This is a genomic window from Kosakonia beeri (assembly GCF_054165705.1).
This window is the reverse complement of record NZ_CM135106.1, coordinates 4,615,250-4,636,072: the sequence shown is the minus strand read 5'-3', so window position 1 is coordinate 4,636,072 and position 20,823 is coordinate 4,615,250. Positions and strand designations below refer to the sequence as shown.

Annotated in this window: 16 protein-coding genes, 1 tRNA gene, 3 rRNA genes and 1 riboswitch; of the genes, 13 read left to right on the top strand and 7 right to left on the bottom strand. The window is 54.1% G+C overall.

The features are described 5' to 3' along the window. Nucleotide 1: 1 nt before the first annotated feature. From thiS to rsd, 5 genes are all read right to left on the bottom strand, one after another. Nucleotides 2–202: a sulfur carrier protein ThiS gene (gene thiS / locus ACUY4S_RS21915; protein WP_312692831.1), complete on the bottom strand. Its 201-nt coding sequence runs from the start codon at nucleotides 200–202 to the stop codon at nucleotides 2–4. Then, complete coding sequence (locus ACUY4S_RS21910) at nucleotides 183–941, bottom strand: HesA/MoeB/ThiF family protein (RefSeq protein WP_312692829.1); 759 nt, start codon at nucleotides 939–941, stop codon at nucleotides 183–185. The genes thiS and ACUY4S_RS21910 overlap by 20 nt, the downstream gene beginning before the upstream one ends. After that, nucleotides 934–1,569 carry a thiamine phosphate synthase gene (gene thiE, locus ACUY4S_RS21905; RefSeq protein WP_458023526.1) on the bottom strand — a complete coding sequence of 212 codons (636 nt, stop codon included), beginning with the start codon at nucleotides 1,567–1,569 and terminating at the stop codon, nucleotides 934–936. Before thiE ends, ACUY4S_RS21910 begins: the two co-directional genes overlap by 8 nt. After that, nucleotides 1,569–3,461: a phosphomethylpyrimidine synthase ThiC gene (thiC, locus tag ACUY4S_RS21900; protein WP_312692826.1), complete on the bottom strand. Its 1,893-nt coding sequence runs from the start codon at nucleotides 3,459–3,461 to the stop codon at nucleotides 1,569–1,571. Before thiC ends, thiE begins: the two co-directional genes overlap by 1 nt. Nucleotides 3,462–3,545: 84 nt before the next feature. Continuing rightward, nucleotides 3,546–3,699, bottom strand: a riboswitch (TPP riboswitch). Nucleotides 3,700–3,753: 54 nt separating this feature from the next. Next, on the bottom strand, nucleotides 3,754–4,257 hold the full coding sequence (gene rsd / locus ACUY4S_RS21895; protein ID WP_312692824.1) for a sigma D regulator: 504 nt from the start codon (nucleotides 4,255–4,257) through the stop codon (nucleotides 3,754–3,756). Nucleotides 4,258–4,348: 91 nt separating this feature from the next. Between rsd and nudC the strand changes: the two genes are divergently transcribed. The 6 genes from nudC (at nucleotide 4,349) to ACUY4S_RS21865 (ending at nucleotide 8,705) form a co-directional block, all read left to right on the top strand. Further along, nucleotides 4,349–5,122 carry an NAD(+) diphosphatase gene (nudC, locus tag ACUY4S_RS21890; RefSeq protein ID WP_312692822.1) on the top strand — a complete coding sequence of 258 codons (774 nt, stop codon included), beginning with the start codon at nucleotides 4,349–4,351 and terminating at the stop codon, nucleotides 5,120–5,122. Between the two features lie 39 nt (nucleotides 5,123–5,161). Next, entirely contained in the window at nucleotides 5,162–6,226 is a 1,065-nt protein-coding gene (gene hemE, locus ACUY4S_RS21885) for a uroporphyrinogen decarboxylase (protein ID WP_458023527.1), read from the top strand. A gap of 10 nt (nucleotides 6,227–6,236) precedes the next feature. Beyond that, nucleotides 6,237–6,917: a deoxyribonuclease V gene (gene nfi, locus ACUY4S_RS21880; RefSeq protein WP_312692818.1), complete on the top strand. Its 681-nt coding sequence runs from the start codon at nucleotides 6,237–6,239 to the stop codon at nucleotides 6,915–6,917. 33 nt (nucleotides 6,918–6,950) lie between these two features. After that, nucleotides 6,951–7,541, top strand: coding sequence for a YjaG family protein (locus ACUY4S_RS21875; protein WP_312692816.1), 591 nt, complete (start codon nucleotides 6,951–6,953; stop codon nucleotides 7,539–7,541). Nucleotides 7,542–7,727: 186 nt separating this feature from the next. After that, nucleotides 7,728–8,000, top strand: coding sequence for a nucleoid-associated protein HU-alpha (hupA, locus tag ACUY4S_RS21870; RefSeq protein ID WP_035890328.1), 273 nt, complete (start codon nucleotides 7,728–7,730; stop codon nucleotides 7,998–8,000). Between the two features lie 12 nt (nucleotides 8,001–8,012). Beyond that, nucleotides 8,013–8,705, top strand: coding sequence for a DUF1481 domain-containing protein (locus ACUY4S_RS21865; protein WP_312692859.1), 693 nt, complete (start codon nucleotides 8,013–8,015; stop codon nucleotides 8,703–8,705). An 87-nt stretch (nucleotides 8,706–8,792) separates the two neighbouring features. Here ACUY4S_RS21865 and purD read toward each other — a convergent pair whose 3' ends face one another. Further along, entirely contained in the window at nucleotides 8,793–10,085 is a 1,293-nt protein-coding gene (gene purD / locus ACUY4S_RS21860) for a phosphoribosylamine--glycine ligase (RefSeq protein ID WP_312692812.1), read from the bottom strand. Nucleotides 10,086–10,100: 15 nt separating this feature from the next. Beyond that, nucleotides 10,101–11,690 carry a bifunctional phosphoribosylaminoimidazolecarboxamide formyltransferase/IMP cyclohydrolase gene (gene purH / locus ACUY4S_RS21855; RefSeq protein WP_312692811.1) on the bottom strand — a complete coding sequence of 530 codons (1,590 nt, stop codon included), beginning with the start codon at nucleotides 11,688–11,690 and terminating at the stop codon, nucleotides 10,101–10,103. A gap of 575 nt (nucleotides 11,691–12,265) precedes the next feature. Here purH and ACUY4S_RS21850 point away from each other — a divergent pair. From ACUY4S_RS21850 to aceB, 7 genes are all read left to right on the top strand, one after another. Further along, nucleotides 12,266–13,805 (top strand): 16S ribosomal RNA (locus tag ACUY4S_RS21850). A gap of 85 nt (nucleotides 13,806–13,890) precedes the next feature. Next, nucleotides 13,891–13,966: transfer RNA gene (locus ACUY4S_RS21845), tRNA-Glu, on the top strand. Nucleotides 13,967–14,157: 191 nt separating this feature from the next. Then, nucleotides 14,158–17,063 (top strand): 23S ribosomal RNA (locus ACUY4S_RS21840). A gap of 92 nt (nucleotides 17,064–17,155) precedes the next feature. Then, nucleotides 17,156–17,271 (top strand): 5S ribosomal RNA (gene rrf, locus ACUY4S_RS21835). Together the 16S, 23S and 5S rRNA genes with 1 tRNA gene alongside form the textbook arrangement of a ribosomal RNA operon. 92 nt (nucleotides 17,272–17,363) lie before the next feature. Next, nucleotides 17,364–17,765, top strand: a complete 402-nt coding sequence (locus ACUY4S_RS21830; protein ID WP_312690500.1) for a YjaA family stress response protein — start codon at nucleotides 17,364–17,366, stop codon at nucleotides 17,763–17,765. A 145-nt stretch (nucleotides 17,766–17,910) separates the two neighbouring features. After that, nucleotides 17,911–18,840, top strand: coding sequence for a homoserine O-acetyltransferase MetA (gene metA / locus ACUY4S_RS21825; RefSeq protein WP_312690498.1), 930 nt, complete (start codon nucleotides 17,911–17,913; stop codon nucleotides 18,838–18,840). Between the two features lie 246 nt (nucleotides 18,841–19,086). Next, a complete protein-coding gene (gene aceB, locus ACUY4S_RS21820; protein WP_458023556.1) occupies nucleotides 19,087–20,688 on the top strand; it encodes a malate synthase A in 1,602 nt (533 codons plus the stop codon). Nucleotides 20,689–20,823: the final 135 nt, after the last annotated feature.

The window sequence follows — 20,823 nt, the reverse complement described above, 5'->3', positions numbered from 1 at the left end:
TTCAGCCCCCTGCAATAACCTGAAATAGCAGGATGCGATCGCCGTCCTGCACGAGATGGTCTTCCCACTGCTCGCGCGGCAGGATCTGTTCGTTTAATGCCAGCGCCACACCTGGTTTTAACTGGTTGAGTTGGTTAAGCAGCGCGGAGACAGTAAGCCCTGCAGCACAGTGCATAGGCTCATCATTGAAGCGTATGTGCATGTTGCCCCCCACAGACCGGGCAGTTACTGGCGCGGTGCAATGCCAGCGTGCGCCAGAGATTGGTGCGGGCATCAAACAGCCGCAGCTCACCGCTGGTGGTGTTCATTCCACTTAACAGTTTGATGGTTTCCAGCGCCTGCATCGCGCCCATAATGCCGACTACCGGGCCAACAATGCCCGCCGTGCGGCAGTTGCGTTCCGGTTCGCTTTCGTCCGGCCACAGGCAGCGGTAACACCCTTGTTGCCACGGCGGCGTCAGCACCATTAACTGGCCGCCAAAGCCCACCGCGCTAGCGGTTACCAGCGGGGTTTCGAGCGCCACACATGCGGCGTTAATAGCCTGCCGTGTGAGCATATTGTCACTGCAGTCGAGTACCACATCGGCCTGCGCGACCTGCTGGAGCAATGCTTCGCCCCCTAAACGCTGTTGTAACGCAACGAGTTCGATATCGGGGTTGAGCTGCCGTAAACGCTGGGCGGTAACCTGGGTTTTCGGCTGGTTGATATCGTCGGTAGTAAAGAGGATCTGCCGCTGCAGGTTGCTCAAATGTATGGCGTCATCATCCGCCAGCACCAGGGTTCCGATGCCCGCGCCGGCAAGATAGACGGCCGCTGGAGCGCCAAGACCACCAAGACCGATAATCAGCACCCGGCTGGCAAGCAGCTTCTGCTGGCCCGCAATAGCGATGTCCTCCAGCAGGATCTGGCGGCTGTAACGCATAAAATCGCGATCATTCATCACCGACCCCCGCCAGTTCCAGTAACTGATGAGTGGCCTGCCGCCAGTCTCTGGCTTGCGTGATGGCGCTAACCACAGCGATGCTGCCAACACCGGTTGCCAGCACATCCTGCGCCCGCGAAAGCGTGATGCCGCCAATTGCCACTGTGGGGTAATCTTGCAGTCGCGCAATGTGGCGTGCCAGTTGTTCAAGCCCCTGCGGTGCCGAGGGCATCTGTTTGGTTTGCGTAGGGAAAACGTGACCGAGCGCGATATAAGAGGGCCGTGCCGCCAGCGCTACGTCAATTTCCATATCGTCATGGGTTGAAACACCCAGGCGCAAACCCGCAGCGCGTATGGCGCTTAAATCGGTGGTTTCCAGATCCTCCTGCCCGAGGTGCACACCATAGGCGTTGTGCTTAATCGCCAGTCGCCAGTAATCATTAATAAACAGCCGCGCGTGGTAACGACGTCCCAGCGCGATTGCGGCCATGACATCGTCTTCGACTTCTTCGTCGCGCTGATCTTTGATGCGTAATTGCAGCGTACGTACGCCAGCCTCCAGCAGCCGTGCGATCCACTCCACGCTGTTCACCACCGGGTAGAGACCGAGACGGAACGGTACCGGAGGAAAGTCGGGTTGGTACATCAGGCTTCCTCCTTCTTCAGGTAGATTTCACCGCCGCGGGCGCGAAAGTCCGCCGACTTATCATGCATTCCGACTTCGATAGCCTGCGCTGCCGCGTAATCGCGCACTTCCTGAGAGATTTTCATGGAGCAGAATTTAGGGCCGCACATGGAGCAGAAATGGGCAATTTTGCCGGACTCCTGCGGCAGGGTTTCATCATGGTAAGCACGGGCGGTAAACGGATCCAACGCGAGGTTGAACTGGTCTTCCCAGCGGAACTCAAAGCGCGCTTTTGACATGGCATTGTCGCGGATTTGCGCGCCAGGGTGGCCTTTTGCCAGATCGGCCGCATGGGCAGCAATTTTGTAGGTGATCAGCCCTTGTTTCACATCCTCTTTATTTGGCAGACCGAGGTGCTCTTTTGGCGTGACGTAACAGAGCATGGCGCAGCCAAACCAGCCAATCATGGCGGCGCCAATGCCAGAAGTGAAGTGGTCGTAACCTGGGGCTATATCGGTGGTCAATGGCCCCAGCGTGTAGAACGGTGCTTCGTGGCAGTGTTCCAGCTCTTCGGTCATGTTGCGGCGGATCATCTGCATCGGAACATGGCCCGGGCCTTCAATCATCACCTGTACGTCATACTCCCAGGCGATTTTGGTCAACTCACCCAGCGTATGCAGTTCGGCAAACTGGGCTTCATCGTTAGCATCCTGAATCGAGCCGGGGCGCAGCCCGTCGCCGAGTGACAGCGAGACGTCATAGGCGGCGCAGATTTCGCAAATCTCGCGGAAGTGGGTATAGAGAAAATTCTCCTGATGGTGGGAGAGGCACCACTTGGCCATAATCGATCCGCCGCGTGAAACAATGCCAGTCAGGCGTTGCGCGGTCATCGGCACATAACGTAACAGGACGCCTGCGTGGATCGTGAAATAGTCCACTCCTTGTTCAGCCTGTTCGAGCAGCGTATCGCGGAAGGCCGGCCAGGTCAGATCTTCGGCGATCCCATTGACCTTTTCCAGCGCCTGATAGATCGGTACGGTACCGATTGGCACCGGGCTGTTGCGCAGGATCCATTCGCGGGTTTCATGGATATAGCGGCCAGTGGACAGATCCATCACCGTGTCTGCGCCCCAGCGGGTCGACCACACCAGTTTTTCCACCTCTTCTTCGATGGATGAAGTAACGGCTGAATTACCGATATTGGCATTCACTTTTACCAGGAAGTTGCGCCCGATGATCATCGGTTCCGATTCCGGGTGGTTGATGTTGGCAGGAATAATCGCGCGGCCTGCGGCAACTTCGTCGCGCACAAATTCCGCCGTGATATTGTCTGGCAGGCGGGCACCAAAACCTTCACCAGGATGCTGCCTGCGCAGCACTTCACTGCGAATGCGTTCGCGCCCCATATTTTCGCGGATGGCAATAAATTCCATCTCCGGGGTAACGATCCCCTGGCGCGCATAGTGCAACTGAGTCACACACTGGCCTTTTTTGGCGCGGCGTGGGGTCAGTAGCCCGCTGAAGCGCAGCTCATCAAGCCCTTCATCTGCCAGACGTGCGTTGGTATAGGCCGAACTGCGTGCGTCGAGCGTTTCGCTGTCATCACGCGCGGCTATCCACGGTGCGCGTAGCTTCGCCAGGCCTTGCTGCACATCGATGGCGATCGCCGGATCACCATACGGGCCGGAAGTGTCGTAAACCGGTACCGCTTCGTTCTCTTCAAACTGTGGTTGTTCTTTCGTGCCGCCAGTCAGCGTTGGGCTGAGCTGGATTTCGCGCATCGGCACGCGAATATCCGGCTGGGAACCGGTGATATAAATGCGTTGCGAGTTGGGGAACGCGGTGCCTTCCAGCGTGTCGATAAAGTGTTGCGCCTGGGCGCGTTGTTCACGGCGTGTAAGTTTTGCAGACATAGCTCATTCCAGACAGTAAGGAGATGGCTTGTCAGACGACGGATGGAGTAATGGCAGCAAACCGCCCGTAAGGGTGGCTGATGTGAATGGATTACTCTTGTTCCCTTCGCAGGTTTTAACCTGATCAGGTTCCGCGGATCCCGAATTAACGGTCTCAGCCTTTTCCACTTCATCTTTCGCGCCGCTTCGCGGCATGGCGAATCATGTTGTGGAGAGATAGGCACTCCGACAAGAAAAACCCCGTCCTCAGACGGGGAACTGCTTTTTAAACTACGCGTTACTTTTTAAGAATTCAAGCCGGACGCGCCATGCCGCTTTCGTCATTGGCGCTCTCATTGAGGTCGTAATCAAAGGCCAGCTCAATCAGTTTGTCTTCCAGCGTAAAGCGAGCGGCAAGCGCCTCGCCGATGCCAGAAAGCGCTTGCTGGAATTCAAGGCAGTTGTCGTCGTCGATGGCATTTTCGAGGCTGGAATCATAATAATCCATGATTTCGACGGTGTTCGCTTCAAGCAAAGGGTAAAGTTGGGTAGCGACTAAAAGTGGGCTATTCCCTTCCATTTCGCTAATGACGCGTTCATAAATACTGAAGTGGCCTGCGGAGAGATACTCCACCAGATTGTGACAAAAATCGTCCAGCGCTTTTTCGTTCAGCTGCATGTACGATCCTTTGCCAGGCTTAATGCCAACCAGATTGTAGTAAGAGACGAGAAGTTGCTTACGTACAAGTAGCCAATGGTCGACAAGTGTGTTACTTCCTCCAACGCGCTCTGTCAGGCTTTCTAACTGGTTTAGCATAATTGACTCCGCAATATGTCAGTGAAAAAGTGCTCATCCGAATGTAATAATAATGTTAACAAAATGCCAGTGAAGCTAAGGTAGTACTCGAATGGTTCGTGTTATTGAAGCATGTGATCATGGCTGGTGGATCGTGAGCCATGAACAAAAATTATGGTTGCCCGGTGGAGAATTACCACATGGGCAGGCAGGAAATTTCGATCTTGTGGGGCAGCGCGCTCTGCAGATTGGTGAATGGCAAGGCGAAACGGTATGGATGATCCGCCAGAATCGACGTCAGGATATGGGCTCTGTACGTCAGGTGATCGATCAGGATGCCGGGTTGTTCCAGCTGGCCGGGCGTGGTGTGCAACTGGCGGAGTTCTACCGTTCTCATCAGTTCTGCGGTTACTGCGGGCACACTATGCACCCGAGCAAAACAGAGTGGGCCATGCTCTGCGATCACTGCCGCGAACGTTATTATCCGCAGATCGCGCCGTGCATTATTGTTGCCATTCGACGTGATGACACCCTTCTGTTGGCGCAGCATACGCGCCATCGTAACGGGATCTACACCGTACTTGCCGGGTTTGTTGAGGTGGGGGAAACCCTGGAGCAGGCCGTTGCGCGGGAAGTGATGGAGGAGAGCGGCATCAAAGTGAAAAACCTGCGCTACGTAACCTCCCAGCCATGGCCGTTCCCACAATCGCTGATGACCGCGTTTATGGCGGAATATGACAGCGGCGAAATCAATATTGACCCAAAAGAGCTGTTGGATGCGGGCTGGTATCGCTACGACAGTCTTCCTTTGTTGCCACCGCCGGGTACCGTTGCACGCCGACTGATCGAAGACACGGTGGCGATGTGTCGGGCAGAGTACGAGTAAGGTGTATATACTGGCGGCCTGACGCTTAAGGAACTGACAATGACCGAACTGAAAAACGATCGTTACCTGCGCGCGCTTCAGCGCCAGCCAGTAGACATGACGCCGGTATGGATGATGCGCCAGGCGGGCCGCTATTTGCCGGAATATAAAGCGACGCGCGTGCAAGCCGGCGACTTTATGTCGCTGTGCAAAAATGCTGAGCTGGCGTGTGAAGTGACGTTACAGCCTCTGCGCCGCTATAAACTGGATGCGGCGATCCTCTTCTCGGACATCCTGACCATACCGGACGCCATGGGCCTTGGGCTCTATTTTGAAGCGGGGGAAGGGCCGCGTTTTACCTCGCCCATCACCTGCAAGTCGGATGTGGATAAACTGCCAGTGCCGGACCCGGAGAATGAACTGGGCTATGTTATGAATGCGGTGCGGACGATTCGTCGCGAGCTGAAAGGGGAGGTGCCGCTGATTGGTTTCTCCGGCAGCCCGTGGACACTGGCCACGTATATGGTGGAAGGCGGCAGCAGCAAAGCTTTTACCGTTATCAAAAAGATGATGTACGCCGAACCGCAAACGCTGCATCTGCTGCTGGATAAGCTGGCGCAGAGCGTCACGCAGTATTTGAATGCGCAGATCCGCGCGGGCGCGCAGTCGGTGATGATTTTCGATACCTGGGGCGGGGTGCTCACCGGGCGTGACTATCAGCAGTTCTCGCTCTACTACATGCATAAAATCGTCGATGGCCTGTTGCGTGAAAACGAAGGCCGCCGTGTACCGGTAACACTGTTCACCAAAGGTGGTGGTCAGTGGCTGGAAGCGATGGCAGAGACGGGGTGTGATGCACTCGGTCTGGACTGGACAACGGATATCGCCGATGCGCGTCGCCGTGTAGGCGATAAAGTCGCGCTGCAGGGCAACATGGATCCGTCCATGCTGTATGCGTCGCCGGCACGTATCGAAGAAGAAGTAGCGACTATTCTCGCAGGCTTTGGCAAGGGCGAAGGCCATGTGTTTAACCTCGGTCACGGCATCCATCAGGATGTTCCGCCGGAACATGCAGGAGTCTTTGTCGAGGCGGTGCACCGTCTGTCGGCCTCCTGGCATCAGTAAGGAGAGGATTATGGATCTCGCGTCTTTACGCGCTCAGCAACGTGAACTGGCTTCATCAGTGATCCATGAGGATCGCCTGGATAAGGATCCGCCGACGGTGATCGGTGGAGCAGATGTGGGTTTCGAACAGGGCGGCGAAGTGACGCGAGCGGCGATGGTGCTGCTCTCTTATCCGTCGCTGGAACTGATTGAGTACCAGGTGGCAAGGATAGCCACCACCATGCCTTATATCCCCGGTTTCCTCTCTTTCCGTGAATACCCGGCTCTGCTGGCGGCCTGGGAACAGTTGTCGCAAAAGCCGGACTTGCTGTTTGTTGATGGGCACGGCATCTCTCATCCACGCCGCCTTGGCGTTGCCAGTCACTTTGGTCTGCTGGTGGATGTTCCCACTATCGGCGTGGCGAAAAAGCGCCTGTGCGGTAAATTTGAGCCGCTTGCCGACACGCCCGGCGCACTCGCACCGCTAATGGACAAAGGCGAGAAGCTGGCATGGGTCTGGCGCAGTAAAGCGCGGTGTAATCCCTTGTTTGTGACGACCGGGCACCGCGTCAGCCAGGATAGCGCGCTTGCATGGGTGCAGCGTTGCATCAAAGGCTACCGGCTGCCGGAGCCGACACGCTGGGCGGACGCGGTGGCATCTGGTCGTCCGGCTTTTACGCGTTGGCAGGCAATTCAGCACGATATCAGGTAAACTGCCGCGTATTACCGACTTTGAGAAGCGATCATGTTACAAAACCCAATTCACCTGCGTCTGGAAAAGCTGGAAAGCTGGCAGCACGTTGTTTTTATGGCCTGCCTGTGCGAGCGCATGTATCCCAATTACGCAATGTTCTGTCAGCAGACGGAGTTTGGCGATGCTCAGCTTTACCGGCGTATTCTCGACCTGGTGTGGGAAACGCAAGTGGTGAAAGATGCCAAAGTGAATTTCGATAGCCAGCTCGAGAAACTGGAAGAAGCGATCCCTGCGGCTGACGATTATGATCTGTATGGCGTCTACCCGGCAATTGATGCCTGTGTGGCGCTCAGTGAGTTGATTCATTCGCGTTTGAGTGGCGAAACGCTCGAACATGCTATTGAAGTGAGTAAGGCCTCAATTACCACCGTAGCGATGCTGGAAATGACGCAAGCGGGTCGTGAAATGAGCGACGAAGAGTTGAAGTTAAACCCCGCGGTAGAGCAGGAATGGGATATCCAGTGGGAGATTTTCCGCCTTTTGGCTGACTGCGAAGAACGCGATATTGAGCTGATTAAAGGGCTGCGCGCAGACCTGCGTGAGGCTGGCGACAGCAATATCGGTATAAATTTGCAGCAATGAGACAACAAAACGTGATTTAACGCCTGTTTTGTCATGCCTGAAGGCTTCCCATCACACCCCCGTCTGGTCTACATTTGGGGGGCGAAAATAAGTGGCTATCGGTGCGTGTATGCAGGAGAGTGCTTTTGAGGCATTTCCGTCGCACTCGATGCTTAGCAAGCGATAAACACATTGAAAGGATAACTTATGAACAAGACTCAACTGATTGATGTAATTGCAGACAAGGCTGATCTGTCTAAAGCGCAGGCGAAAGCTGCACTGGAATCCACCCTGGCTGCTATTACTGAGTCTCTGAAAGAAGGTGATGCTGTACAACTGGTTGGTTTCGGTACCTTCAAAGTGAACCACCGCGCTGAGCGTACTGGCCGCAACCCGCAGACCGGTAAAGAAATCAAAATCGCCGCAGCTAACGTGCCGGCATTTGTTTCTGGTAAGGCACTGAAAGACTCTGTTAAGTAAGACAGCGTGGCAGTGAACAGTTTTGTCGAAGGGGCGGTTTCGCCCCTTTTGTCATTCTGGCGTCGCCCGTTAACGCTGGCCGGTATGCTGTTGCTGGCGGGCTGTAGCCATGATTCATCACTCCCTCCCTTTACCGCCAGCGGTTTTGCCAGCGATCAAGGCGCGGTGCGTATCTGGCGTAAAGATTCGGGTGGAGAGACGCATCTGCTTTCCGCTTTTAGCCCATGGCATCGCGGGAATACCACTCTGGGCGAGTATCGCTGGCAAGGCGATGCGTTGACCCTCGTCGAACTCACGGTCTACGGTACCCCCCCTGAGCATATCCGCGCCCGTTTTGATGACCGCGGTGAGCTGAGCTTTATGCAACGCGATGTGGGCGGCCAGAAACAGCAACTCTCCGGCGATCAGGTCGCGTTATACCGCTACCGTGCTGAGCAAATTCGTCAGACCAGCGATGCGCTGCGGCTGGGGCGGGTGGTGCTGCGTCAGGGACGCTGGCAGGCGAATCGCACCATACAAACCTGTGAAGGGCAAACGGTGAAGCCGGCGCTGGATAGCTACGCGCTGGAACGTATTGAGCGACGTCAGAACCATTCTAAGGTGGCGGTAAGCGTGGCGTGGCTGGAAGCACCCGAAGGCGCACAGATTTTGCTGGTAGCTAATGAGGATTTCTGCCGCTGGCAACCGACAGAGAAGAGTTTTTGATATCGCCTGGTGGTGCTCTGCTGAAACGTTCTGCGAAACGTGTTGGCCGGGTAACTGTCCTGCTACCCGGCAACATGTAATACCTTTTTACTTGCCCTGTTCGCGGGCAATCGCGCGGTAACCAATATCCTGGCGGCTAAAGCAGTCATCCCACTGAATATCAGTCATTAATGCATATGCGCGCTGTTGTGCTTCGGCAACGGTATGACCTAACGCCGTGACGCACAGAACACGTCCACCCTGGGTCAATACCCGATCGTCAGCAGAGAGTTTCGTCCCCGCATGGAACACTTTGCCGTCGGCGACTTCTTCCAGCGGCAGACCGTGGATCTCGTCACCAGTGCGGTAATCGCCAGGATAGCCGCCAGCGGCCATGACCACACCCAGTGAAGCGCGCGGATCCCACTCGGAGGTCTTTTCATCCAGCTTGCCTTCACAGGCCGCCAGACACAGTTCCACCAGGTCTGATTGCATACGCAACATGATCGGCTGGGTTTCCGGATCGCCAAAGCGGCAGTTGAATTCGATAACCTTTGGATTGCCTTGTTTATCGATCATCAGACCGGCATACAGGAAGCCGGTATAGGTATTGCCTTCTGCCGCCATGCCGCGCACGGTCGGCCATATTACGCGCTCCATAGTGCGCTGGTGAACCTCATCGGTCACGACCGGAGCAGGGGAGTAAGCGCCCATGCCGCCGGTATTCGGGCCGGTGTCGCCATTGCCCACGCGTTTGTGATCCTGGCTGGTCGCCATCGGCAGGACATGCTCACCGTCAACCATCACGATGAAACTGGCTTCTTCGCCATCCAGGAACTCTTCAATCACAATGCGGTGGCCCGCGTCGCCAAAGGCGTTGCCTGCCAGCATATCGTGGACGGCGGCTTCTGCTTCTTCTAACGTCATGGCAACAATAACGCCTTTACCCGCAGCCAGGCCGTCGGCTTTTATCACGATCGGCGCGCCTTTTTCCCGCAGGTAAGCCAGCGCCGGTTCGATATCGGTAAAGTTTTGATATTCCGCCGTTGGGATCTTATGGCGCGCCAGGAAGTCTTTGGTAAAGGCTTTCGAGCCTTCAAGCTGGGCTGCGCCTTGCGTTGGACCAAAGATCTTCAGTCCCGCTGCACGGAATGCGTCGACGACGCCAATGACCAGCGGCGCTTCCGGACCAACGATGGTTAAATCGATTTTTTCGTTCTGTGCAAAGCTCAACAGGGCAGCAATATCCGTTGCGGCAATCTGCACATTTTGCAGTGTAGGCTCCAGCGCCGTGCCTGCGTTGCCCGGTGCCACGAAAACGGTATCAACCAATGGCGACTGTGCTGCTTTCCAGGCCAGCGCGTGTTCGCGCCCGCCGTTACCGATCACTAATACTTTCATTGTCTGCTCCGTGGATTAATGGCGGAAGTGGCGCATGTCGGTGAAGATCATCGCAATGCCATGTTCATCAGCGGCGGCAATCACTTCGTCATCGCGGATAGAGCCACCCGGCTGGATCACGCAGGTCACACCTACCTCTGCCGCAGCGTCAATACCGTCACGGAACGGGAAGAAGGCGTCAGACGCCATCGCAGAGCCTTTCACTTCCAGCCCTTCGTCACCGGCTTTGATCCCGGCGATTTTTGCAGAGTAGACGCGGCTCATCTGGCCTGCGCCAATACCGATAGTCATGTTCTCTTTTGCGTAGACAATGGCGTTGGATTTCACGAACTTCGCTACTTTCCAGCAGAACAGCGCATCACGCAGCTCCTGCGCAGTAGGCTGGCGTTGAGTTACGACGCGCAGTTCGTTTTCGGTGACCATACCCAGGTCGCGATCCTGAACCAGTAAACCGCCATTTACGCGTTTGAAATCAAGGCTGGCAACAGGTTTTTCCCATTGGCCACAGACCAGAACGCGGACATTCTGTTTCGCTGCCGTGATCTTTAATGCTTCTTCCGTGGCGGATGGCGCAATGATCACTTCAACAAACTGACGGGAGATAATTGCCTGCGCAGTTTGGGCATCCAGTTCGCGGTTAAACGCGATAATGCCGCCGAAAGCCGAGGTCGGGTCGGTTTTATACGCACGATCGTACGCATCCAGAATAGAGTTACCCACTGCCACGCCGCACGGATTGGCGTGTTTTACAATGACGCATGCCGCTTCGCTGAATGTTTTGACGCATTCCAGCGCGGCATCGGTGTCGGCAATATTGTTATAAGAGAGCGCTTTGCCCTGCAATTGCTGCGCGGTAGCAACGGATGCCTCTTTGATCTCTTCTTCTATATAGAAGGCGGCTTGTTGGTGGCTGTTCTCGCCGTAACGCATATCCTGCTTTTTAATGAAGTTCAGGTTCAGCGTGCGCGGGAAGCGGCCGGCAGGTTCTTTGCTTTCGCCGTGATAAGCCGGTACCAGGCTACCAAAATAGTTGGCGATCATGCTGTCGTAAGCGGCAGTATGTTCAAATGCTTTGATCGCCAGATCGAAACGCGTGGCGAGCAGCAGTGAGCCATCGTTCGCATCCATCTCATTAATAATGGCGTCGTAGTCGCTGCTCTTCACAACGATCGCTACATCTTTATGGTTCTTCGCGGCGGAGCGCACCATTGTCGGGCCGCCAATATCAATATTCTCAACGGCATCTTCCAGCGAGCAACCTTCGCGGGCAACGGTCTGTGCGAACGGGTACAGGTTAACAACGACCATATCGATAGGTTTGATCGCGTGCTCAGCCATGATCGCCTCGTCCTGATCACGACGACCAAGGATCCCGCCATGTACTTTCGGGTGCAGCGTCTTAACGCGTCCATCCATCATTTCCGGAAAACCGGTGTAGTCGGAAACTTCGGTCACTGGCAGGCCTTTATCTGCCAGCAGACGCGCGGTTCCGCCTGTAGATAGCAGTTCTACGCCACGCTGAGAGAGCGCCTGTGCGAATTCGACAATACCCGCTTTGTCAGAAACACTGAGCAAAGCGCGGCGGACTGGACGACGTTGTTGCATGGTAAATCCCCTGGATTTGACTTGAACAGAGAGCGTTAGGTGAATTTTATGATCCTAAAGGATCCGAAAACTCATCTAACACCTCTTCTGGAACGCGTTATTTTTGCGCGGGCATTGTAACGAAAACGTTTGCGCAACGCTCGCGAATTTTTAGCCTTTTGCCGTATTGTGGATAAGTCTGTGTGTAAATAGGTATAAGGGCGGGTTTTGCTGTGGAATGCAGCAGTCAGTCATTTTTATGTCATTTTTCTATTGCGGGGGGCCGAGAACTCCCTATAATGCGCCTCCATCGACACGGCGGATGTGAATCACTTCACACAAACAGCCGGTTCGGTTGAAGAGAAAAAATCCTGAAAATCAGGGTTGACTCTGAAAGAGGAAAGCGTAATATACGCCACCTCGCGACAGAGCGCTAAAGCGCGTCGCAACTGCTCTTTAACAATTTATCAGACAATCTGTGTGGGCACTCAAAGTGACATGGATTCTTAACGTCTCCGGACGCTAAATGAATACCAAGTCTCACGAGTGAACACGTAATTCATTACGAAGTTTAATTCGATGAGCATCAAACTTTTAAATTGAAGAGTTTGATCATGGCTCAGATTGAACGCTGGCGGCAGGCCTAACACATGCAAGTCGAACGGTAGCACAGAGAGCTTGCTCTCGGGTGACGAGTGGCGGACGGGTGAGTAATGTCTGGGAAACTGCCTGATGGAGGGGGATAACTACTGGAAACGGTAGCTAATACCGCATAACGTCGCAAGACCAAAGAGGGGGACCTTCGGGCCTCTTGCCATCAGATGTGCCCAGATGGGATTAGCTAGTAGGTGGGGTAACGGCTCACCTAGGCGACGATCCCTAGCTGGTCTGAGAGGATGACCAGCCACACTGGAACTGAGACACGGTCCAGACTCCTACGGGAGGCAGCAGTGGGGAATATTGCACAATGGGCGCAAGCCTGATGCAGCCATGCCGCGTGTATGAAGAAGGCCTTCGGGTTGTAAAGTACTTTCAGCGGGGAGGAAGGGAGTAAGGTTAATAACCTTATTCATTGACGTTACCCGCAGAAGAAGCACCGGCTAACTCCGTGCCAGCAGCCGCGGTAATACGGAGGGTGCAAGCGTTAATCGGAATTACTGGGCGTAAAGCGCACGCAGGCGGTCTGTCAAGTCGGATGTGAAATCCCCGGGCTCAACCTGGGAACTGCATTCGAAACTGGCAGGCTAGAGTCTCGTAGAGGGAGGTAGAATTCCAGGTGTAGCGGTGAAATGCGTAGAGATCTGGAGGAATACCGGTGGCGAAGGCGGCCTCCTGGACGAAGACTGACGCTCAGGTGCGAAAGCGTGGGGAGCAAACAGGATTAGATACCCTGGTAGTCCACGCCGTAAACGATGTCGACTTGGAGGTTGTGCCCTTGAGGCGTGGCTTCCGGAGCTAACGCGTTAAGTCGACCGCCTGGGGAGTACGGCCGCAAGGTTAAAACTCAAATGAATTGACGGGGGCCCGCACAAGCGGTGGAGCATGTGGTTTAATTCGATGCAACGCGAAGAACCTTACCTGGTCTTGACATCCACAGAACACTCCAGAGATGGAGTGGTGCCTTCGGGAACTGTGAGACAGGTGCTGCATGGCTGTCGTCAGCTCGTGTTGTGAAATGTTGGGTTAAGTCCCGCAACGAGCGCAACCCTTATCCTTTGTTGCCAGCGGTCCGGCCGGGAACTCAAAGGAGACTGCCAGTGATAAACTGGAGGAAGGTGGGGATGACGTCAAGTCATCATGGCCCTTACGACCAGGGCTACACACGTGCTACAATGGCGCATACAAAGAGAAGCGACCTCGCGAGAGCAAGCGGACCTCATAAAGTGCGTCGTAGTCCGGATTGGAGTCTGCAACTCGACTCCATGAAGTCGGAATCGCTAGTAATCGTAGATCAGAATGCTACGGTGAATACGTTCCCGGGCCTTGTACACACCGCCCGTCACACCATGGGAGTGGGTTGCAAAAGAAGTAGGTAGCTTAACCTTCGGGAGGGCGCTTACCACTTTGTGATTCATGACTGGGGTGAAGTCGTAACAAGGTAACCGTAGGGGAACCTGCGGTTGGATCACCTCCTTACCTTAAAGAACCTGCCTTTGTAGTGCTCACACAGATTGTCTGATGAAAAGTAAGAAGCAAGGCGTCTTGCGATTGAGACTTCAGTGTCCCCTTCGTCTAGAGGCCCAGGACACCGCCCTTTCACGGCGGTAACAGGGGTTCGAATCCCCTAGGGGACGCCACTTGCTGGTCTGTGAGTGAAAGTCACCTGCCGATATATCTCAAAACTGGCTTGCGAGTCATGTTTGAGATATTTGCTCTTTAAAAATCTGGATCAAGCTGAAAATTGAAACACTGAACAGTGCGAACTGTTCTGTGAGTCTCTCAAATTTTCGCAACTGATGATGTTTTACGAAACATCTTCGGGTTGTGAGGTTAAGCGACTAAGCGTACACGGTGGATGCCCTGGCAGTCAGAGGCGATGAAGGACGTGCTAATCTGCGAAAAGCGCCGGTAAGGTGATATGAACCGTTATAACCGGCGATGTCCGAATGGGGAAACCCAGTGTGACTCGTCACACTATCATTAACTGAATCCATAGGTTAATGAGGCGAACCGGGGGAACTGAAACATCTAAGTACCCCGAGGAAAAGAAATCAACCGAGATTCCCCCAGTAGCGGCGAGCGAACGGGGAGCAGCCCAGAGTCTGAATCAGCATGTGTGTTAGTGGAAGCGTCTGGAAAGTCGCGCGATACAGGGTGACAGCCCCGTACACAAAAGCACACAGGCTGTGAGCTCGAAGAGTAGGGCGGGACACGTGGTATCCTGTCTGAATATGGGGGGACCATCCTCCAAGGCTAAATACTCCTGACTGACCGATAGTGAACCAGTACCGTGAGGGAAAGGCGAAAAGAACCCCGGCGAGGGGAGTGAAAAAGAACCTGAAACCGTGTACGTACAAGCAGTGGGAGCCTCTTTATGGGGTGACTGCGTACCTTTTGTATAATGGGTCAGCGACTTATATTCTGTAGCAAGGTTAACCGAATAGGGGAGCCGAAGGGAAACCGAGTCTTAACTGGGCGTTAAGTTGCAGGGTATAGACCCGAAACCCGGTGATCTAGCCATGGGCAGGTTGAAGGTTGGGTAACACTAACTGGAGGACCGAACCGACTAATGTTGAAAAATTAGCGGATGACTTGTGGCTGGGGGTGAAAGGCCAATCAAACCGGGAGATAGCTGGTTCTCCCCGAAAGCTATTTAGGTAGCGCCTCGTGAATTCATCTCCGGGGGTAGAGCACTGTTTCGGCTAGGGGGCCATCCCGGCTTACCAACCCGATGCAAACTACGAATACCGGAGAATGTTATCACGGGAGACACACGGCGGGTGCTAACGTCCGTCGTGAAGAGGGAAACAACCCAGACCGCCAGCTAAGGTCCCAAAGTCATGGTTAAGTGGGAAACGATGTGGGAAGGCCCAGACAGCCAGGATGTTGGCTTAGAAGCAGCCATCATTTAAAGAAAGCGTAATAGCTCACTGGTCGAGTCGGCCTGCGCGGAAGATGTAACGGGGCTAAACCATGCACCGAAGCTGCGGCAGCGACACTATGTGTTGTTGGGTAGGGGAGCGTTCTGTAAGCCTGCGAAGGTGTGCTGTGAGGCATGCTGGAGGTATCAGAAGTGCGAATGCTGACATAAGTAACGATAAAGCGGGTGAAAAGCCCGCTCGCCGGAAGACCAAGGGTTCCTGTCCAACGTTAATCGGGGCAGGGTGAGTCGACCCCTAAGGCGAGGCCGAAAGGCGTAGTCGATGGGAAACAGGTTAATATTCCTGTACTTGGTGTTACTGCGAAGGGGGGACGGAGAAGGCTATGTTGGCCGGGCGACGGTTGTCCCGGTTTAAGCGTGTAGGTGTGTGTTCCAGGTAAATCCGGTTCACTTTAACACTGAGGCGTGATGACGAGGCACTACGGTGCTGAAGCAACAAATGCCCTGCTTCCAGGAAAAGCCTCTAAGCATCAGGTAACATCAAATCGTACCCCAAACCGACACAGGTGGTCAGGTAGAGAATACCAAGGCGCTTGAGAGAACTCGGGTGAAGGAACTAGGCAAAATGGTGCCGTAACTTCGGGAGAAGGCACGCTGGTGCGTAGGTGAAGTGACTTGCTCACGGAGCTGAAACCAGTCGAAGATACCAGCTGGCTGCAACTGTTTATTAAAAACACAGCACTGTGCAAACACGAAAGTGGACGTATACGGTGTGACGCCTGCCCGGTGCCGGAAGGTTAATTGATGGGGTTATCCGTAAGGAGAAGCTCTTGATCGAAGCCCCGGTAAACGGCGGCCGTAACTATAACGGTCCTAAGGTAGCGAAATTCCTTGTCGGGTAAGTTCCGACCTGCACGAATGGCGTAATGATGGCCAGGCTGTCTCCACCCGAGACTCAGTGAAATTGAACTCGCTGTGAAGATGCAGTGTACCCGCGGCAAGACGGAAAGACCCCGTGAACCTTTACTATAGCTTGACACTGAACATTGAGCCTTGATGTGTAGGATAGGTGGGAGGCTTTGAAGCGTGGACGCCAGTCTGCGTGGAGCCAACCTTGAAATACCACCCTTTAATGTTTGATGTTCTAACGTGGACCCGTAAACCGGGTTGCGGACAGTGTCTGGTGGGTAGTTTGACTGGGGCGGTCTCCTCCTAAAGCGTAACGGAGGAGCACGAAGGTCAGCTAATCCTGGTCGGACATCAGGAGGTTAGTGCAATGGCATAAGCTGGCTTGACTGCGAGAGTGACGGCTCGAGCAGGTGCGAAAGCAGGTCATAGTGATCCGGTGGTTCTGAATGGAAGGGCCATCGCTCAACGGATAAAAGGTACTCCGGGGATAACAGGCTGATACCGCCCAAGAGTTCATATCGACGGCGGTGTTTGGCACCTCGATGTCGGCTCATCACATCCTGGGGCTGAAGTAGGTCCCAAGGGTATGGCTGTTCGCCATTTAAAGTGGTACGCGAGCTGGGTTTAGAACGTCGTGAGACAGTTCGGTCCCTATCTGCCGTGGGCGCTGGAGAATTGAGGGGGGCTGCTCCTAGTACGAGAGGACCGGAGTGGACGCATCACTGGTGTTCGGGTTGTCATGCCAATGGCACTGCCCGGTAGCTAAATGCGGAAGAGATAAGTGCTGAAAGCATCTAAGCACGAAACTTGCCCCGAGATGAGTTCTCCCTGAGACTTTAAGTCTCCTGAAGGAACGTTGAAGACGACGACGTTGATAGGCCGGGTGTGTAAGCGCAGCGATGCGTTGAGCTAACCGGTACTAATGAACCGTGAGGCTTAACCTTACAACGCCGAAGATGTTTTGGCGGTGAGAGATGATTTTCAGCTGATACAGATTAGATTGACAGACCGGAAGGTGTGTTGATAACAGAATTTGCCTGGCGGCACTAGCGCGGTGGTCCCACCTGACCCCATGCCGAACTCAGAAGTGAAACGCCGTAGCGCCGATGGTAGTGTGGGGTCTCCCCATGCGAGAGTAGGGAACTGCCAGGCATCAGACAAAGCAGAAGGCCCGGTCGCAAGACCGGGCCTTTTTGCTATTGTTTAGCCTGCACTTACGCTAAAAACTGCTAAAGGAAGTAGCCATGGCTGTTCTGTATGCCCAAATCTATAAAAACCGCATGGTTGTTCGCAATCTTAATACCCATCAACAAGTTTCCGGCCTGCAAACGTTCAGTAATCAGCGGATCCTGATTGCCGACTTCTTCCTCGCTGAAAAAGTATTGCACGATCTCATTCAACAACTGGCTCCCCGTTCTTTCTGGCAGAGCGTGCTTCCTGGCGTGGGGCGCCTCGAAATCATCTCACACGCGTTAGAAATGAACGAAGGCGGGCTGTCAGCCGTTGAAGAGCGCGCTATCCTTGAAATGACATTTGGTGCAGCGCATGGCAGATGCCGCTACCCGCAGGTCATTGACAGCCCAACTCCCCTCAGCGATCAGCAGGTACTGGCGGCCCTGAGTCAGGCTAAAAAAGCCAGGCGATAACGGCAACATTATTTGCAAAGCCAGCGTGGCGGGACGTGAAACTTTCTCACCTTTCTCCTGCGGACTCGACATTTTGATCATTCCTGGGTATCTTCGGCTATCTGGATGTCTAAACGTTTAAACGTATGCTGTGAGGGTATAAGTTATGCCGATTCGGGTGCAGGACGAGCTGCCAGCCGTCAACTTCTTACGCGATGAGAACGTCTTTGTCATGACGACCTCGCGCGCAACAGTGCAGGAAATCCGTCCGCTGAAGGTGCTTATCCTCAACCTGATGCCGAAGAAAATCGAAACGGAAAATCAATTCCTGCGCCTGCTGTCTAACTCACCTTTGCAGGTAGATGTGCGTTTATTACGTATTGATTCCCGCGAGTCACGCAACACGCCTGCGGAGCACCTGAACACCTTTTACTGCAATTTCGATGAAATCTGCCACGACAACTACGATGGTCTGATTGTCACCGGTGCCCCGCTGGGGCTGGTTGAGTTTAACGACGTCGCCTACTGGCCGCAGATCGAGCAGGTGCTGGAATGGGCAAAAGATCATGTCACCTCAACGCTGTTCGTCTGTTGGGCGGTACAAGCCGCACTGAATATCCTCTACGGAATTCCGAAACAAACCCGCAACGAAAAGCTCTCCGGCGTCTACGAACACCATATTCTCCAGCCCCATGCTTTGCTAACCCGCGGCTTTGACGACGTTTTTCTTGCACCGCACTCGCGCTATGCGGATTTTCCGGCAGCATTGATTCGTGATTACACCGATCTTGAGATCCTGGCGCAAACCGAGGACGGGGATGCTTACCTGTTTGCCAGCAAAGATAAACGTATCGCCTTTGTGACCGGGCATCCGGAATACGATGCCAATACGCTGGCGAATGAATATTTTCGCGACGCGGAAGCAGGGCTCAGTCCGGAGCTGCCACACAACTATTTCCCGCAGAACGATCCGCAGAATAAACCGCGCGCCTCATGGCGCAGCCACGGCAATTTACTGTTTATCAACTGGCTAAACTACTACGTCTACCAGATCACGCCATTCGATCTGCGTCATATGAATCCGACGCTGGATTAAGCGTTTCAGCCTCCCATTCCAGGCGCCTTCGGGCGTCTTTTTTATTTCCGAAAAACACTTCATAGCACAATAAAACTATAACCTGATTGTTATCAATGGGTTAATTGTATTTTAAATTAAAAATGGAAATTGTTTTTGATTTTGGAAAAAGATTTAGCCAGGATTGTTCTTGCTGAACGAAAACTGTACGCACGATCTTCGTTCTCATTGGGAAATGTCTTCGATGCAAAAATGAGGAGCCGCACCATGACACCACAGGCAACAACAACCGACGAACTGGCCTTTACGCAGCCGCACGGCGAGCAGGAAAAACAGATCCTCACCCCGGCAGCAGTAGAATTTCTCAGCGAGCTGGTCACACGCTTTACGCCGAAACGCAATCAACTGTTAGCCGCTCGTGTGCGACAGCAGCAGCAAATTGACGCCGGTACGTTGCCTGCTTTTATTTCGGAAACGGCTTCCATTAGAGAGAGTGAGTGGACAATTCGCGGCATCCCGGACGACTTACGGGATCGTCGTGTCGAGATCACCGGGCCGGTTGAGCGCAAAATGGTAATCAACGCCCTTAACGCAAACGTAAAAGTGTTTATGGCGGATTTCGAAGACTCGCTGGCGCCCAACTGGGACAAAGTGATCGATGGGCAGATCAATCTGCGTGATGCGGTCAACGGCACTATTAGCTATACCAATGAAGCGGGAAAAATCTATCAGCTGAAACCCAATCCGGCTGTGCTGGTCTGCCGCGTGCGTGGTTTGCACCTGCCGGAAAAACACGTGACCTGGCGTGACGAAGCGATCCCGGGCAGCCTGTTCGATTTTGCCCTCTATTTTTTCCACAATCACAAGAGTTTGCTGGCGAAAGGAAGCGGGCCTTATTTCTACCTGCCGAAAACTCAGTCATGGCAGGAAGCGGCGTGGTGGAGCGAGGTTTTCAGCTTTACTGAGGATCGTTTTAATCTGCCGCGCGGCACCATCAAAGCCACATTGTTGATTGAAACTCTGCCCGCTGTATTCCAGATGGATGAGATCCTGCACGCGTTGCGTGACCACATCGTCGGGCTTAACTGTGGACGCTGGGATTATATTTTCAGCTATATCAAAACATTGAAAAACTACCCGGATCGCGTGTTGCCCGATCGTCAGGTCGTGACGATGGACAAACCGTTCCTGAGCGCTTATTCCCGTTTGCTGATCAAAACCTGTCATCGCCGCGGCGCATTCGCGATGGGCGGCATGGCGGCCTTTATTCCCAGCAAAGATACCGAACGCAATAACTGGGTATTGAACAAAGTCAGGGCCGACAAAGAGCTTGAAGCCAAAAACGGCCACGACGGAACATGGATCGCCCATCCGGGACTTGGCGACACAGTGATGGGCGTGTTTAACGCGGCGCTGGGCGACAGGCAAAACCAGTTATCGGTCAGCCGTGAGGAAGACGCACCCATCACCGCGGAGCAATTGCTGGCTCCTTGCGAAGGCGAGCGCACCGAAGAAGGCATGCGCGCCAATATTCGCGTAGCAGTGCAGTATATCGAAGCATGGATTTCAGGTAACGGGTGCGTACCGATTTATGGCCTGATGGAGGATGCCGCCACGGCGGAAATTTCCCGCACATCCATCTGGCAGTGGATCCATCACGAAAAAACGCTGAGTAACGGCAAACCTGTGACCAAAGCATTGTTCCGCCAGATGCTGGCTGAAGAGATGCTCGTTATTCAGGAAGAGCTGGGTGAACACCGTTTCAGCAGTGGCCGTTTTACGGATGCCGCCCGGTTGATGGAGCAGATCACCACCTCTGATGAGTTGATCGACTTCCTGACGCTACCTGGTTATCGCCTGCTGGCGTAATTATCAGGCTATTTTGTTTGCCATTTTGGCCCCTGACAACGCGCAAAATCCTCACGTACACCTTGTACGCTCCGGCTCTTGTGCGCTGGCAGGAACCAAACTGCTTTCACCAATAACGCCTGGGCCGCCAGGAGT